Below are 16930 nucleotides of genomic sequence, written 5' to 3'. Positions count from 1 at the left end.
TTTTGATAGTTATCTATAGTTCTATTTATTGATTTTCTGTTTTTGAATATTTTGCAGAGCTTCTTTTACCTCTTCATTTTGCATGAACAAATTCCATAAAAGTCCAGTTCGATGATTTTCGATCATCACAGTCATTGGTGCCTGATTGAGACCCATAAAAATTGGAGCTACCCAATCTTCGGAAAGATTAAATGCATCTCTAAATCCATATTCTCCCCATAAAAAACTTCCATTTTCTCTATAAAAATGTTTCAATGCTTTCATGGACTTTTCAGGAGTATATGGAAAGGAAGCGATCGCACCAGTTGGTGCAATGGTACCATCATCCTGAGATGGTTTAGCCTCTCTGGCTTTATATCCTAAAGGACCATCACTGGCTGTTAATCCCCAGCTATTTTCAGCATAACCTTCATAACTTCCAGGATTTTCCATGCTATACCTGTAGTTGATTTCCACTATTTTCTTATTATTTTCAAAATAGTTTACATATTGATCCTCCATTTTATGAGGATCCAGACCCAGGTAAGAATAATGAACAAAGAATAAAGGTCCGCCGACGCCTACTCCAACTTCTAGCGGAATTCCGAAATAATTCGTTTCATTCTTGTATTCTGAACCTTTTGAAGTCTCACCCCAATTGGAACGGTAATTTTTTGCTTTTTCCTGTTGGCTTGCCCAACCGCTGTAATACATCTTCGCATCAACTCCATGAGTTTTAGACGCAATGGCTAGAAAATAGGTGATCATGGTTTCATTCCAACCTATGAGCTGATGATCTATCACCCATTGCTGATCTGGGGACCAGTGCCAGGTTAAATATTCACTGCTATTATCCTGAACAAACCAATTCCATTCTACGTCTTCCCAGATCTTCGTGATTCTTTTTCTCAATTCGTTCTCCTGTGGTACATCCTGCGATAGATATTGTTTCACAGTTAACAAGCCCTGCATTAAGAACGAGGTTTCTACCAGATCTGCTCCATTATCCTTATTTCCGAAAAATGCAACCGTTTTTCCTGATGGACCATCGATAAAATGAGAATAGGCACCATGAAAACGATCTGCATTCTCCAGGAAGTCGATGATCTTTTCCATCCTGCCAACAAATTCATTCCTGCTAATAAAATTTCTTTCAGCGCCAACTACAAGTGCCATCAATCCAAAACCAGAGGCTCCCGATGCCACCATATCCTTTCTGCCAGGTATATTTTCAAGTGCTAAACCGCTATTTTCTTCAGCTCCATCCCAATAATAATTAAGTGAAGCCTCCTGAATCATAGTAATAAGTTCATCATCATTCATGCTTTTGGTGGAAACCTTAACAGGTTGAGACAATTCAGATTCTGAATAATCATATCCAATGGCACTTATCTTATAGGAATATGTTTGATCTGGAGATCCGGTGTAATCAGTGTACTTAGAGAAATATTGCGTGTTCTGGACACCAACAGGCTCAAAGTCAGAATTATTTTGAGATCTGTAGATCTTTATAAGCTTGACTTTTTTAGTATCAATATCATTCCAGTTAATCTCTACATGTCTTTCAAATCCTTTTGCGGATTCTATTTCTACCTTTGAAACTGAAGAATATTCTGCTTTAAGATCTAATAATTCAACCTGATCCAGCAAAATTTCATGGGTACCTGAACCAGACTCCGACTGTGAAAATTGAACTCCTGTAATTCCTGAAATTTCAGTTGAATCCAATCCAAATTTTTCAAGAGGAACTATTAATTGTTTCCAGGAGTTTTTTTCAAAATTTTTAAGCTGTTCTGAAATTTTTAATGATTTTGAAATATTGTCACCAGAAATAATCGCTATTTCTGGTAATTGCTTTAGTTCTGTATCAGACTTTACATAAAACCACATACTAAAGTGATCTGCCTTATTGAATTGATCTTTACCTCGCCATTTTGGGTAATTCAATACAACATTCCAGTCACCATCAGGATTTGAGTCATATATCAAAGAAAGACTGTTTCCTGGCGTAAAGGCTTCTTTATTATTAACCGGAAGTTTGCCCTCCAGATTTAATACAAACGAAGGATTGCTATACTCAACATCAGAATTATACCAGCTCTTGTTCATTAGACCGTTCTCGAAGAATACCTTATCATAGGCAGAACTTTGAGAAAACATTGAAAATGAAATTAAACAAAAAAGTATGTAAACTGATATCGATCTCATTCTGTTAATAGCTAAAATCAAGTTTATCTAATCCCGACTTAACATCTTCATCTGCCATGAAAAGATTCCAAAGCAACTGAGTTCGATGATTTTCGATCATTGCAATAATAGGACCCTGGTCTATTGCCAGATATCCGTCGGCATACCAGTTATATTCTTCAGAAAAAGCGTCATAAAAGCCCATTTCTCCCCAGAGATCGTCTCCCTGTTCTTCATAGAAATAGCGCAAGGCAGCCATCGATTCTTCCGGAGTGTATGGAAATGAGGATAATGCGGCAGTTGGAGTGATCACTCCAAGATCATTTGTAGGGCTATGAGCCGCATATCCGTCTTTACTATCAGAAGCAGTTAAGCCCCAGGAATTTTCTCCATAACCTTCAAAGTTCTTTGGGTTATCTATGCAATAGTTATAATTGATCAAGCTATGCGCTTCATTCTGTTCCCAATATTGAGCATATTGGTCTTCCAGTTTTCTTGGATCCAGCCCAATAAATGAATAATGACTGAAAAATAGAGGTCCGCCATAATTAGGTCCCATAGGCATATTTATACCATAATGAGATCTACTGGTTACGATTCCTCCGTTAGATGCCCAACCTTCTGTATATACTTCTTTTGAAATGGGATAGGTTGGAGACGCAGCCGCCAGAACATACACAATCAAAGATTCATTCCAACCCTTGATCTGCAGGTTAATCGCAAACTGATTATTTGGAGACCAATGCCAGTAAAGCACATTCTGACCTTGTGTGTACCAAGTCCATTCAACCCCTTCCCAAATCTCTGTTATTCTCGCATTTATTTCATTTTCTTTTTCTGAATCACTATCGAAATATTGACGGCAAATCAAAAGTCCCTGAAGTAGAAAAGCTGTTTCCACGAGATCTCCCCCATCGTCCAGATCACTAAATGGTCTTGTTTCAGCAGAATTTCCCATATACCAGTGAGAGAACGCACCATGATATTTTGGAACAGCATCCAGAAAATCGAGGATCTTTACCAATCGGTCTGTGGCTTCATCTCGGCTAATCCAGCCACGTTCCACTGCGATAGGAAAGGAGGCCAGACCAAAACCTGTACCACCTGTAGTTACAATCTGTGGTGCTTGCCCTCCATAGGCATCATCCTGCGATCTTTCGCGAGCCATACCACTATTAGATTCTGCAAAATCCCAGAAATATTTAAATGTCTCCTTCTGAACAAGATCCAGTAATTCATTATCTGTAAGTGTTTCTTCCGCCGGCCCATCATCTCCAGACAAATCATCAGTAGGATCAGGAGTGTAGGGCTCCTGGTAACCTGGTCCTGAATCATCTGAACAGGAAAATAATAGAATAAATACTGGGAATAACAAAAATCGGGATAGATTGAGTTTTAGCATAATGGTGTTATTATCCACTCCTTTTCATCATAGATCATGAAGTAGAAATTTTTAAAGTAAAAAGCTAACTTAAAATCAAAGCTCCGAATTGAATCTCCGGAGCTCTGACCTGATAAATGTTATTCAGTTGCCATAGCCTGAATTTCTTCAGGAGTAAGCACTTTGTTGTAGAATGTAAGTTCATCCATCATGCTGGCATCTGCAAGGTGACCCCAACCAGTAAATCTCGGCGCACCAGACATAATGGAAACAATATCTGTCCCTGTCCAGTCTACCGGAGCACCTAATGAACCTGTATTTACTAATTCTCCGTCCAGATAGATCGCAGTTTCGGTTTCTGAAATGGTAAAGGCCACATGAACCCACTCTCCAGCGGTCACATCAATAACACCTCCGTCATTCCAACTTTCAGCTTCACCTGTACCAACATTAAGTTTGATACGTTGTTCGGTAGCATTTCCTTCACGGAAAAGTCTGAATCCGCTAGTTCTCACATTCTGAGCATCCGGATTTTCTGAATCTTCCGGACCAACAACAATAATTCCAGCACGATCTGGAGTGGCGTTCACCTTATACCAGAATGTTGCACTGAGAGTTTTACTAAGCAGTCCTTCTGAAGGTAAAGTTAAGTAAGAGTCTGCCGCACCGGCATAAGCTCCTGAACCTTCAAAAGTATCAGAAGAAATAGACGGACTTCCTACCACAGTAACTTCTTTGTTGGAAGCATCGTCCTGGTAAGAACCATCAAATGACAATTTCAGGGTTTCTGAAGAGGCATTAATTAGACCTTGAATTTCTTCCTGGCTTAGAGCCTTATCGAAGAATCTCAACTCATCTAAAGAGCTGGTATCATGCTCATGACCCCAGTAGCTAAAGGTTTCACCTCCAGCACCAATTGTAAGATTTTCAACACCTGTCCAGTCAATAGCCATTCCAGCCATATTTCCGGTATTCACAAGCATTCCATCAATATAAATGGCAGTTTGTTCAGCAGTTACTGTGAAAGCTACGTGAACCCATTCATCAGAGCTTGGATCTACGGTACCACCATCATTCCAAACTTCTCCTTCACCTGTACCAACATTCAATTTAATTCTCTGTTCTGTAGCACTTCCCTCACGGAAAAGTCTGAATCCCTGGGTACGGTTTTCATCTGCACCGGCTACTAAAATTCCGGCACGGTCTGGATCACCGCTTACATTATACCAGAATGTAGCAGTAAATTCAGTTCCTATTGATCCATCAAATGGAAAATCAAGATATGAATCTGCAGCTCCCATATAAGAATTAGATCCAAGAAAGGATTCTCCAGCAAAACCAGGATTTCCGGTAACATCAGAAGTCTTTAGGGTAATTAAGTCTACATAATCACCATCAAATGGCATATATAAATATTCATTCTGAAACTTCGGAGTATACGGTGGTTCTTTACTAAAGTTAACAGTTTTAGACGCCGTATTTCCATCAAGGTCTGTAGCTGTAACGGTAACTGTGTGTTCACCGTTGGTAACATTATCAAAAACAACCTCTTCATTCACGATCCTGTAATCTAAGAACTCATTCATAGAAGCGATCATGTTTCCATCTACCATTACATCAATATTGGCAACTTCAATATCGTCTACCACTTTAAATTTAATATTGATACTGGATACTTCCTCCAACACTTTTATGGTATTACCCTCTGCAGGTGCCGTGATAGTAATCTCTGGAGCTCCTTCATCTGCTCCCGGATCTACGGGAGTGATAGAGTCGATCCCATCATATTCACAGGAAGTGAAAAGCAGCAGAGAAAAAATGAATCCGAAGAATTTAATATTAGAAAATTTCATCATCTGTTTAGTTTAAATTGTTAAGAGCTTCGTTCATTGCAGTATCCGTATCAACCGGAGTAGCATTCAACGGCAATGCGTCTACTTGCGCCTGTGGATAAGGAAGATATTCATTTGCAGCAGAGAAAGATCTGCCATCATAACTCAATTCGTTATAATTATCCAAACGAATCATATCATAATATCTAATTCCCCATTCCATAGCCAGTTCAGCAAATTTTTCATCCAGAACCTGCTCTGTAGTAACACCAGAAAGTGCAGAAAGACCAGCTCTTGAACGAACCTGATTTACAGCCTCATCTGCTGAAATTGCACTACTGCTAGCGCCTTGAGTAAGAGCCTCAGCATACATTAATAGAATTTCAGCATAACGAATAACGATATAGTTCTTTCCAGCTCCATAATCATTTCGCATATCTGTAAGTTGATTAGATGGTAAATAGTGTTTACCACTTGCAAAGTATGCTCTAGCGTAATCGTTAATTATATCGCCATCTCTGGTTGTATTATTAACAAAAGAAGGTAAGTCTGTATATCCGTCAGCTTCCAGTTCAGCAATTCCCCTGTCGGTGAATAATACACTGGTTTCTAAACGAACAGTTTCATCCCTATCAAGCATGAATTCGATCCATTTAAAGCTTGGCTCAAAGAATCCCCATCCTGCAGATGCATTTTCTCTTGCAGGAGTCCAGTTAGAAGGACCAAACGGAGCATATAAATGATAAAAACTATCTCCTGTTTCCTGACCATAATCTGAAAACTGAAGTTCAAGTAAACTTTCGTCACTTAATTCACCTGGTTTTTTGAATAGTTCATAAAAATCTGGATAAAGTGAAAACAATCCTGAACCTATGATGGCTCCGGCTGCATCAGCCACTCCCTGGTAATTCTGTAATTCTTGTTGTGCCTGTGCTTTTATTGCATAAGCTGTATACATGGTCACTCCACCAGGAATATCTGTTCTTTGATTTGGTCTCAAATCCGGTAAATCCTGAATTGCTTCATCCATCTGGTCTGAGATCCATTGCATAATTTCTTCTTTCGAAGAAACACCATTTTCAATCTCTTCTTCTGGCTGATTGCTGGTGATGATAAATACATCATCCCAGGTACGAGCCAGGTTCAAATGAAACCATGCTCTAATCACCTTCATTTCTGCAATGTATTGATCTGCTCTGGCCTGACCATCTTCATCTGCAAATTCTCTGAATTGCAGAATTTGCTGAATTGCAGTATTCGCAGTAATAATATCACTATACTGTTGGTTCCAGAGTGAATTGTACATCCAGTAGTCTTTAGAATATGTAAACATATCTGTATCAGCAAAAGGTTGCTGATCTCCAAGTCCACCTGCATTTACATCATCACCACGAACAGATAGTAATAATGGATCTTCCCAGCCTCTTGTATATAGCTCATAATAAGCACCTATAACGGGCTGTATCATTTCTTCTGTGTCAGTATAGTCAAGATCTCCAGTATTTAATTGACCTTCCCGGGTATCCAGTTTGTCGGAGCAGGAAAATATCAAAGTAAATCCGGCGATCGCGACCATACTCTTCAAAATTGTTTGTTGAATGTTTTTCATTTCGCGATTTTTTTAAATTTTTATATTCAAGCCTACTGTATAAACAGCAGGAATTGGGTAAGTCTGTCTATCTACACCATTTGGAACTTCAGGACTAAAACCATTATAATCGAAAGAAGTAAATGGTCTTTCAGCAGTCATGTAAAGCCTTGTCTGCGGTAATCTTTCAGAATTAATAGTGTATCCTAATTGGATATTCTGAATCCTGAAGAAATCTCCGTCTTCCACCCAGAAATCACTTAATCTCTGGTTCCAGGCTTTTCTTAAACCAGCAGAAGAAGGGTAAGAATTACTGGTTCCTTCACCATGCCATCTGTTAATAGCTAGATCGGCATCCATATTGGTATCCTGAGTAAAGATTATTTCTCCTCTTTTTCTGTTCAGAATTTTATTACCTCCCTGACCATAGAAATTCATTGAGAAATCCCAGTTCTTATAATTAACCCCGATATTTCCACCATATGTATAATCTGGAAGGAAAGATCCTAAAATCGTTCTATCGGCATCATCTATAACACCGTCTCCATTTCTATCGTTGTAAATAAGATCTCCTGGCTCTAGATCATTAGCCACAGCTATAGGGTCATTATCAATTTGTTGCTGATTCTGGTAAACCCCAACTCTTTCATATCCATAAAATCCGAATAATGGTCCACCTACCTGAGTTCTTTGACGAAATTCTGCACTTCCAGAATCTATATAACCTGCCTCATTTTCAATATAAGTAGCTTCGTTCTTAAGAGTTGTGAAATTAGCACCGATAGAGAAGCTAAAATCATCAGAAACCTGTTGATTCCAGCTAGCACTCAATTCTAAACCTTCATTCCTGATCGTTCCAGAATTTCTGGCAACAAAAGTATTTACGATAGGAATATAAACTGGAAGAATTGCATTCTTAGTATCTCTAATGTAATAATCGGCAGTTAATGACAGTTTATTATCAAAAGTCTCAAAATCTAAACCAAAGTTCTTTTCTTCAATAATTTCCCATGTATTATTAGAAAATACACTCGTAGCAGTAGTACCTGTATATTGAGTATCTCCAAAAGGAACTGTTATAACATTGATGGTATTGGAACCTGCACTTGCTCCTACATTATCATTACCTAACTTACCCCAACTGGCTCTTAATTTCAAGAAATCTACAGCTGAATTATCGCTAAGGAAATTTTCTTCAGAAATCACCCAACCTAAACCAACTGAAGGAAAATAACCCCAAGGGTCTCTGGTAAATTTAGAAGAACCATCTGCTCTTAAAGTTCCGTATAATAAATACTTATCATCATAGTTATAGGCTATTCTACCAAAATAAGAGATCCCATAATAACGCCTTCCAATTTCACTAACGCTATTATTAAAAGATTCTGGATCGGCAAAATTCAGATACCAGCTAGTTTCCAGGCTTATTCCGGCTATATCTCTACCAGTAGCAGAAAAAGTATTAGAAGCTTCATCTCTATATGAAGCACCTGCCATTACTGTAAGATCATGGTTTCCGAACTCATCATTATAGGTTAGAATATTGTCCCAATATTGATTGGAAAATGTATTATTCCCTCTTGTTATGCTTGAAATTCTTTCAACATTGTTACCTAATGTAAAAGGAAGATTCACGTAACGCTCCTCTAGGGCAGTCAAATTATGGCTATAAGTTGTCTTAAAGTCAAGCTTTTCTGGAATAATATCATATTGCAAGTAAATACTTGCTAATATCTTACGAATCTTCTGACGGTTATTATTATACTCCATATCTGGAAAAGGGTTTTGAGTACCTCTATAACCAAGATTTTGAGCATTTGAATACATAATAGGAGCTGCATCTGTATTTAATGAGTCCATAACAGGCATAATCGGCACAGCGAAATATGCTTTAAACCATGCTGAATTTTCCGGAGTATACTTTGTAGCATTACTAAAAACTGAATTTACTCCGACTTTGAATCTATCTGATAAATCAACATCAACCTTCGACCTAATATTAAAACGTTCATATTCGTTCTTCATATCAAGGATACCTTCCTGCTCGAAGTAATTTGTACCTACAGAATAGGTTATCTTTTCTGCTCCTCCAGATACTCCAATACTATGACTTTGCATAAATCCATCTCGCATTACCTCTTTGTACCAGTCAGTATTCACTGCAGGTACATTAGGATTTATTCTGCTTCTTCCGTAGCGCTGCATGGCATTCATGATAAATTGTACATCCGGATCTGAACCAGATTCATAGGCCATAGTTGTGAATTGCTCGGCATTCGCCATTTTTACAACATTCTGAGCTCTTTGAATACCTGTATATCCATCATATTCAAATACAGGTTTCTGGTTTTTCTTACCAGATTTCGTTTCAATTAGTACAACACCATTCGCCGCTCTAACTCCATAGATTGCAGATGATGATGCATCCTTAAGTACATTTATAGACTTAATATCTTTAGTATTCAAAAAATCAATATTGTCATAAAGTACTCCGTCCACTACGTATAAGACACTTGTTGCATCTTGAAAAGTTCCTAAACCACGTACTCGAACTGTTGGCGAATCTCCAGGAGATCCAGCACTTACAATCTGAACACCAGAAACTTTCCCTTGTAATGATTGCATTACGTTGGCCGTAGGAGTTTTTTCTATTTCTTCAGAATCTACTGTAACTATAGAACCTGTTAGATCTCTTTTCTTCTGAGTACCATACCCAACAACTACAACTTCATCAAGTTGCCCGGCATCCTCTTCCAGGACTACAGAATAATTATCACTTTCTCCAATTTCAATTTCCTGGTCTGAAAATCCAAGAAATGTTACACGAAAAACATCTCCAATCTCGACGTCCTCGAGAGTGAAGTTTCCGTCAAAATCTGTTACACTAAAGGTTGACTTACCTATAACTTTAACTTCAGCACCAGGTAAGGGAACTTGATTAGCATCTGTAACAATACCATTAATGGTTTTGCTTTGCTGTGCATAAGAAAGGCCAGAGAAGACCATTAAAATTACACTAGCCAAGAATAGTTTTACTTTCATACTCGTTGGGTGTTTTTGCTTAATTTGTTCTAGAAAGATACGCTGACACAAAACTTTTACGCAAACGTTGTAGTACACAACTACTACATCAAAACAATTTAACATTTAAATTACTTAATATCAAGTATTTAAGTAATTATTGAAGTATGATTTTAAGAAAATATTTTATAGGTGATGTAGTAATGTAGTAGTAGAATTTGTGAATTTTTTGACCTTTTAATTAAGAAATTAAAAATTCTTTATCAGGAATTTTGTCAAATTTACATCACTATCAAGTTCCATTTTTTTCCTAAGCCTGTATCGATGAACTTCTACCCCACGAACCGAAATTCCCATTAAAGGAGCTATTTCTTTTGAACTTAAATTCATCTTGAGGTAAGAACATAATTTTAAATCCTTGCTGGTAAGTTTTGGATATTGATCCAGAACATCTTTAAAGAAATCTTCATGAACTTCGTTAAAATTAGTTTCAAATACCTTCCATTCATCCTTACTTTTAACAGCACTATTTATCTTATTCATTATATGCTTCAGGCGGAATTGATTCGAAAATTTGGTTTTATCCTTATTTAATTCTCCCTGGATTTCCATCAAAACTTCATTCTTCTTCGCTGCCATCATAGTAGTATTGGCTAATTCCTTACGTTTTAAATCTATTTCGTTCATTAAACGTTCCTTCTCTATTCGATTTAATCGCTCTGCATGTTCCTTTTCAAATTTCTCCTCCAGTTGAAATTGATGTTTTTTCAGTTTTAATTGATTCAACCAGTAAATAAGAAATATGAGGCCAATAAATAAGAAAACATATATGGTCTTCATCCAGGCCGATAAGTACCAGGGTGGAGCAATACTAAAATGGAATTTTCTTACTGCACTAGAATCTTCATTACTACCACTGGCGGTAAGAGTCAACTCATAGTCGCCATGTTCAAGATTTCTTAGATTGATCATTCCATTATTCAAAGTTCCCTGAATATTTTCTTCCCCATCCAATCTATATTTAAGATTGACAGCATCAGAAACTGGCATTCCTGCCTTCAATACAATATTCCTGGAATTTTTAAATGGGATGACTGGCGTTTCCGTAAGATTGTATCTATTTGAAAGATCTGAAAACTCTTTTATGAAGGGTTCACTTATCCATTGTCCTGAATCTTCTCCCTTGAGCTGATTCAAGTTCAATCTGGCAAAACCATCATTTAAGGTGATATAGAAAATAGAATCATTCTCCTTAACAAAATTCTCATTCGACCTAACTAGCCTATTGTTTAAACTTTCAGTAGGTATGACGATTTTCTCATCCTTTAGATCGGTGATGATGATGGATCCATCATCTGAACTGGAAAAGACATACTCAGCATTTTCCTCAAAAAGCAACCTGGATTTGCTGTATTCACCAAGCTCTTCAAATATTTCGAAATCAGCTTTGAATGGATTGTATTGAAACCATTTTTCATTTACATAGATGATGATCTGCTTGTTAAGCTCATATAATTTAGGATTGAAATTGGCCTTCCCCCCTAATGCGGAAATCTTTTCCACCTGAACATTACTAAAATCATCATGTGTTATTCTATATACGCCTTCATAAGGATGTGCTGCCCATAAGGTGGAATTATCGCCAATGATTACCTCTTTTATAGGAAAATTAACTGATGAAACTTCAGAAATTTCTTTTGAATCTAAATTATAAAGACTTAAACCTGTATAATTCGCTATTAATAATCTGTTTGAGCCATCAGTAAGTTTCTTTATACTAAAACTTCCTGTTCTTGCCTCTATAGGAATAAACTGATCGTTCTCTATCCTATAAATACCAGTGTTGTGGTTTGCATAAAGTACACCATCTATAACTTCAAGATTCCATGTATGATCCTCTGCATTTTCAATTAGATTTAAGTTGTTTTCAGAAAAACTATAAACCCCGGTATTACTAGCCAGGTAATAATCATCATCAAATTTCTGAATATCATATACAGCACCAAGCTCTCCCGTATTATCTGTATAAAATCTTACCGGAGCTTTAAGATCTATCATATCCACTCCTTTATCTAAGGCGAGCCATAATCTACCTTTATCGTAGCTCATCCCCAGAACGGTATTATTCTGAAGTCCGGAGGTTCTGTTGAAAACCTGAATCTGACCGGTCTTTAAATTATAATTTACGATCCCATTTTTAATGGTACCAATAACTATCTCATCTTCCGAAATAGAAATAATATGATTCAACTCAGAACGCTCCAAGATCTCATTCAACCGATTATCAGGAAACTTCTGAAATCTATTGTTGGTATAAGTATAAATTGATTCCTTCCCTGCTATAAACAAAGTGTCTCCTTTCGATTCGATATCTATAATATTAATATCGTCGAGTATTTTTTGGTCTCCCTTTAAGGGTATTAGTTCATTATTATCAAGATATGCCAGGCCTTCCTTACGTAGAGTAAGTATTATTTTATCCTGAAAAACACCTAAAGCTGTAGATACAACATCCTTAATTTTGGTGATCCTGTCACCTTCATATTTATAAACTGCACCAAAAGACCTGAAATAAATAGCTTCCTTATATGATATAATTTCCCAGAATTCATCACTCTGCATGTTGAATTCACTCATTAACGGAGTTAATGAATTATAAGCCATATCACCGTCTGGGAGATTCTCCCAGTATCCGAATTCTTTATAAGAGCCTGTATAAATTCTATCGGAATGCGGATAAACAGACCGGATAATTGACTGACTTTCTAGGGTGAATATTTCCCAGCTTAAACCATCATAAACTAATAGTCCCTGGTTATTTGCAGTATACACCACACCGCGATCATCAAGTGCTATATCCCAATTCTGACTTGCAGCAACATAATTCGATGGCGAAAAATTTTGTATAGGTGGTACAAGTTCCTGCGAATAAGCATTATTAATCATCAACACTATCAGAATCAGGTATTTATGCATATTATATATCATCCTGTAGTTGGGTTTGTGCAGTCATTGTGCAGGTGAAAAGTAACAATTTTCAACGAAAACTTTCGTAATTTTCATTTCAAAATATTTTTTATGCAACTTTCTTTACCAACTAAAAACCTTGGGCATTTTACATTCATGGTTATTTCATTCCTTCTTATTAGCTGCGGCGAAAAAAATGATAATGAAGAACAAAAAATTACTTCTAAAACCAAAAGACCCAATATTGTATTTATCATGACCGATGATCATGCTGCACAGGCAATTAGTGCATACGGTCATCCGGTTAGTCAAAAGGCACCAACTCCTAATATTGATAGAATAGCAAATAATGGAGCAAAGTTTTTGAATAATTTCTGTACCAATTCAATTTGTGGACCTAGCCGTGCCGTAATTCTAACAGGAAAATTTAGTCATATAAATGGATTTAGAATGAATGGAGAAGTATTTGATGGCTCTCAACCTACCCTACCAAAATTTTTAAAGAAAGTGGGATACCAGACTGCCATTGTTGGCAAATGGCATTTACATGGCAAACCCCAGGGCTTTGATTACTGGAATATTTTAAAAGACCAGGGTAACTATTATAATCCGGAATTCATTCATGAAAACGACACAAGTATTGTTAATGGTTACGCAACAGATATAATTACTGATATGGGGATAGACTGGATGGAGAAGAAGAGAAAAAAAGACGAGCCTTTCTTCTTAATGGTCCATCACAAGGCCCCGCACAGAAACTGGATGCCACCCCTAAGACATATTAATACTTATGATTCTGTAAATTTCCCATTGCCAGAAACTTATTTTTCAAAACATAGGAATCAGGTGGCCGCACAGGAACAGTTACAGACTATTTATGAAGATATGTATGAAGGTCATGATCTGAAAATGACCGTTAAAAAAGGAAGTGATTCTTTAAGGCACAATCCGTGGAAAACAGATTTTGAAAGAATGTCTTCGGAACAGAGAAAAGCCTGGAATGATGCCTACAGACCAAAGAATGATGCATTTCACGATGCAAATCTAAGCGGAAAAGAACTAGCTGAATGGAAAGGTCAGCGATATTTAAGAGATTATATGGGCACGGTAGCCGCAGTTGATGAAGGAGTTGGTAAGATCTTAGATTACCTCGAGGAACAGGGTTTAACCGAAAATACCATAATTGTTTACACCACAGATCAGGGATTTTATTTAGGAGAAAAAGGCTTCTTCGATAAAAGGTTCATGTATGAGGAATCTTTAGCTATGCCTTTATTGATGCAATATCCTAAAGGAATTAAAAAAGGAACCACTATAGATGCACTGACTCAAAACCTTGATTTCGCTCCAACCTTTCTGGATTTTGCCGGTGCAGAGATACCCGAAACAATGCAGGGAAAATCATTAAAACCACTTCTTGCTGAAAATAGACCTGACGAAAAATTTAGAGATGCTGTTTATTATCATTATTATGATTTCCCGGCCTTTCATATGGTAAAAAGACATTATGGAGTAAGAACGGATAGATATAAACTAATCCATTTTTATGACGATATAGATACCTGGGAATTATACGATCTGGAAAAAGATCCTAAGGAAGAGAATAATCTATATGATGAAGCAGATTATGCCGACATTCAAAAGAGCTTACATGAAAAACTGAAATCTCTTCAGGAAAAGTACATGGTAACCGACCAGGAATTTCAAACCACACCTAAGGAAAAAGTAGATCAGGCATATAGAAACTTTGCAAGACTCTCCGGTGAAAATCCAGACACTTATCCAAAGGAGAAAAAATCGAGTTTAAAATAAGTCCTTATTGGTTGATTTGAGTTAAAAGTTGATTTTCATTAATTAACATGTAATTGGAATTTTTCCTAATTTTGGAAAAATTCCAATTTTTTATGGACTTCGATCGTATCAAAGAAAAATTAAACATCCTTGCCGATGCGGCTAAGTATGATGTTTCATGTTCAAGCAGCGGAAGTAAAAGAAAGAATACTAAAAAAGGTTTAGGTGATTCCTCAGGCATGGGAATATGTCATTCTTATACTCAAGATGGCCGATGTGTTTCTCTTTTAAAAATTCTGCTTACCAATCACTGTATTTTTGATTGTGCTTATTGTGTTACCCGCCGAAGTAATGATATCAAAAGAGCCGCCTTTAAAGTTCAGGAGGTTGTAGATCTTACCATAAGTTTTTACCGAAGAAATTATATAGAAGGCCTGTTTCTTAGTTCCGGAATTTTCAAAAGTCCAGATCATACGATGGAAAGACTTATTCAGGTTGCTAAAAAGTTACGCGAAGAAGAAAATTTCAACGGTTATATTCATTTAAAGAGTATTCCAGGAGCAAGTGATGAACTTATGCGTGAAGCCGGGTTATATGCAGACCGTTTGAGTGTTAATATTGAAATTCCCACAAAATCTGGTTTAAAACTATTAGCTCCAGAAAAAAATCACGAAGATTTCATGAAACCGATGAAAAAGGTGAAAAATGAAATCATTCAATACAAACAGGAATCTAAATTGATAAAAAGCACTCCTAAATATGCTCCTGCCGGACAAAGCACCCAAATGATCGTTGGAGCTACCGGTGAAAGCGACAGGGACATTATGTATTCCTCCGCCTTTTTTTACAAGAATTATAATATGAAACGGGTTTATTACTCGGGCTATGTCCCTATTAGTAATGACCCTAGACTTCCCGCCTTGAATTCCCAGGTGCCGATGCTTAGGGAAAATCGTTTATATCAAACTGACTGGCTTATGCGATTCTATGGATTTGATGTGCGAGAATTGCTTAATGAAGATTTTCAATTCCTTGATATGGATATAGATCCCAAATTGACCTGGGCCTTAAGGAACAGACATCTTTTTCCGGTAGATATTAATAGAGTTGATAAACAATTATTATTAAGAATTCCGGGAGTAGGATTAAAGTCAGTCAACAAAATTCTGAACGCGAGGAAATTCAGAAAATTAAACTGGGATCATTTAAAAAAGATCGGGATCGCCTCTAACAGAGCAAAATATTTTATTACCTGTGACTCCAGGGAAAAGGAATTAAGAGATATTTCAAGTGAAAACTTGAAGTCCATAATAATGCAGAATTCGCAAAGCAAATTCAGAAAAGACCTGAGCAATCAATTAAGCCTGTTTTAATGACTCAGAAAGTATTAAAATATGACGGTAGCTTTATGGGGTTTCTCACCTGCATCTTTAATGCTTATGAGCAGAAAATGGATGTGGTAGAGATCGTACCGGCAGGTGAAGATCAAAAACAACTTTTTAGCGAGACTGAAAATATTATCACTGAAGATCTAAAGGCGCTCAGGGTTTTGAAAGGTCTTAAATCTAAAGTTTCTTCTAATGGATTAAGAAGAATGAGGTGGGCTTTTCTAAGTGAAGCTCAAGGAATAGAGATTAAGCTTTACGAAATGATAAAATATATCTTCGCCTCTAAAACTAAAGTAGATCTTGATTATTCAAATCCAGTTGTGCTTTATATAGAAAATATTGCCAAGCAGGTTGGTCGCGAAAAACATCGTATGGAAGCTTTTGTAAGATTCAGACTGACTAAGGATGATATATATTTTGCCATTATTGAGCCAGATTTTAATGTGTTACCTATTATTACACCTCATTTTAAGAGTAGATATGCAGATCAGAAATGGTTGATCTATGATATAAGGAGAAAAATTGGTGTCTATTATGACCTCTCAAAAACCGAATATGTATCGATAGATCTTCCCGAAGATATGGGCGTTTCTGGAGGAAATTCAGAATATTTTGAAGCCGGTGAAATCTATTTTCAAAAATTATGGAAGGAATATTTCGACTCTACAAACATCAAAAGCCGAGTAAACATGAGGCTTCACGTGCAACACGTACCTAAACGATATTGGAAATATTTAAGTGAAAAGAGTCCTTTTGCATAATTAAAATTTGTTTAACTTTGTTTCTTCAACTAATT

General features: G+C 36.8%; 9 protein-coding genes. 3 read left to right on the top strand and 6 right to left on the bottom strand.

From position 1 onward, the window contains the following. Positions 1-21: 21 nt before the first annotated feature. From RE431_RS02730 to RE431_RS02705, 6 genes are all read right to left on the bottom strand, one after another. Complete coding sequence (locus RE431_RS02730) at positions 22-2139, bottom strand: glucoamylase family protein (protein ID WP_309560422.1); 2118 nt, start codon at positions 2137-2139, stop codon at positions 22-24. A gap of 52 nt (positions 2140-2191) precedes the next feature. Next, positions 2192-3568, bottom strand: coding sequence for a glucoamylase family protein (locus RE431_RS02725; protein ID WP_309560421.1), 1377 nt, complete (start codon positions 3566-3568; stop codon positions 2192-2194). A gap of 119 nt (positions 3569-3687) precedes the next feature. Beyond that, the gene (locus RE431_RS02720) at positions 3688-5403 is read right to left on the bottom strand and encodes a LamG-like jellyroll fold domain-containing protein (RefSeq protein ID WP_309560420.1); all 1716 of its coding nucleotides are present in this window, start codon (positions 5401-5403) and stop codon (positions 3688-3690) included. Between the two features lie 4 nt (positions 5404-5407). Further along, the gene (locus RE431_RS02715; protein WP_309560419.1) at positions 5408-6988 is read right to left on the bottom strand and encodes a RagB/SusD family nutrient uptake outer membrane protein; all 1581 of its coding nucleotides are present in this window, start codon (positions 6986-6988) and stop codon (positions 5408-5410) included. Positions 6989-7000: 12 nt separating this feature from the next. Beyond that, positions 7001-10009: a SusC/RagA family TonB-linked outer membrane protein gene (locus RE431_RS02710; RefSeq protein WP_309560418.1), complete on the bottom strand. Its 3009-nt coding sequence runs from the start codon at positions 10007-10009 to the stop codon at positions 7001-7003. Between the two features lie 228 nt (positions 10010-10237). After that, a complete protein-coding gene (locus RE431_RS02705) occupies positions 10238-12976 on the bottom strand; it encodes a helix-turn-helix and ligand-binding sensor domain-containing protein (RefSeq protein WP_309560417.1) in 2739 nt (912 codons plus the stop codon). A gap of 90 nt (positions 12977-13066) precedes the next feature. On the opposite strand from RE431_RS02705, the gene RE431_RS02700 reads away from it, so the two are divergent. The 3 genes from RE431_RS02700 (at position 13067) to RE431_RS02690 (ending at position 16895) form a co-directional block, all read left to right on the top strand. After that, on the top strand, positions 13067-14767 hold the full coding sequence (locus tag RE431_RS02700) for a sulfatase family protein (protein WP_309560416.1): 1701 nt from the start codon (positions 13067-13069) through the stop codon (positions 14765-14767). Between the two features lie 92 nt (positions 14768-14859). Next, complete coding sequence (locus RE431_RS02695) at positions 14860-16119, top strand: putative DNA modification/repair radical SAM protein (RefSeq protein ID WP_309560415.1); 1260 nt, start codon at positions 14860-14862, stop codon at positions 16117-16119. Continuing rightward, on the top strand, positions 16119-16895 hold the full coding sequence (locus RE431_RS02690; protein WP_309560414.1) for a TIGR03915 family putative DNA repair protein: 777 nt from the start codon (positions 16119-16121) through the stop codon (positions 16893-16895). Before RE431_RS02695 ends, RE431_RS02690 begins: the two co-directional genes overlap by 1 nt. The last annotated feature ends 35 nt before the right edge of the window (positions 16896-16930 follow it).

Origin of the sequence: Christiangramia sediminicola (assembly GCF_031344135.1) — a bacterium.
Taxonomy (GTDB): Bacteria; Bacteroidota; Bacteroidia; order Flavobacteriales; family Flavobacteriaceae; genus Christiangramia; species Christiangramia sediminicola.
Note: the sequence above shows the minus strand (reverse complement) of the source record. Positions and strands in the feature narration are given on the sequence as shown.

What these genes read in the sequence shown, in the direction of transcription:
- RE431_RS02730 (WP_309560422.1), bottom strand. Translation starts at nt 2,139, where the DNA reads ATGTTTTCTCAAAGTTCTGCCTATGATAAGGTATTCTTCGAGAACGGT.
- RE431_RS02725 (WP_309560421.1), bottom strand. Translation starts at nt 3,568, where the DNA reads ATGCTAAAACTCAATCTATCCCGATTTTTGTTATTCCCAGTATTTATT.
- RE431_RS02720 (WP_309560420.1), bottom strand. Translation starts at nt 5,403, where the DNA reads ATGATGAAATTTTCTAATATTAAATTCTTCGGATTCATTTTTTCTCTG.
- RE431_RS02715 (WP_309560419.1), bottom strand. Translation starts at nt 6,988, where the DNA reads ATGAAAAACATTCAACAAACAATTTTGAAGAGTATGGTCGCGATCGCC.
- RE431_RS02710 (WP_309560418.1), bottom strand. Translation starts at nt 10,009, where the DNA reads ATGAAAGTAAAACTATTCTTGGCTAGTGTAATTTTAATGGTCTTCTCT.
- RE431_RS02705 (WP_309560417.1), bottom strand. Translation starts at nt 12,976, where the DNA reads ATGATATATAATATGCATAAATACCTGATTCTGATAGTGTTGATGATT.
- RE431_RS02700 (WP_309560416.1), top strand. Translation starts at nt 13,067, where the DNA reads ATGCAACTTTCTTTACCAACTAAAAACCTTGGGCATTTTACATTCATG.
- RE431_RS02695 (WP_309560415.1), top strand. Translation starts at nt 14,860, where the DNA reads ATGGACTTCGATCGTATCAAAGAAAAATTAAACATCCTTGCCGATGCG.
- RE431_RS02690 (WP_309560414.1), top strand. Translation starts at nt 16,119, where the DNA reads ATGACTCAGAAAGTATTAAAATATGACGGTAGCTTTATGGGGTTTCTC.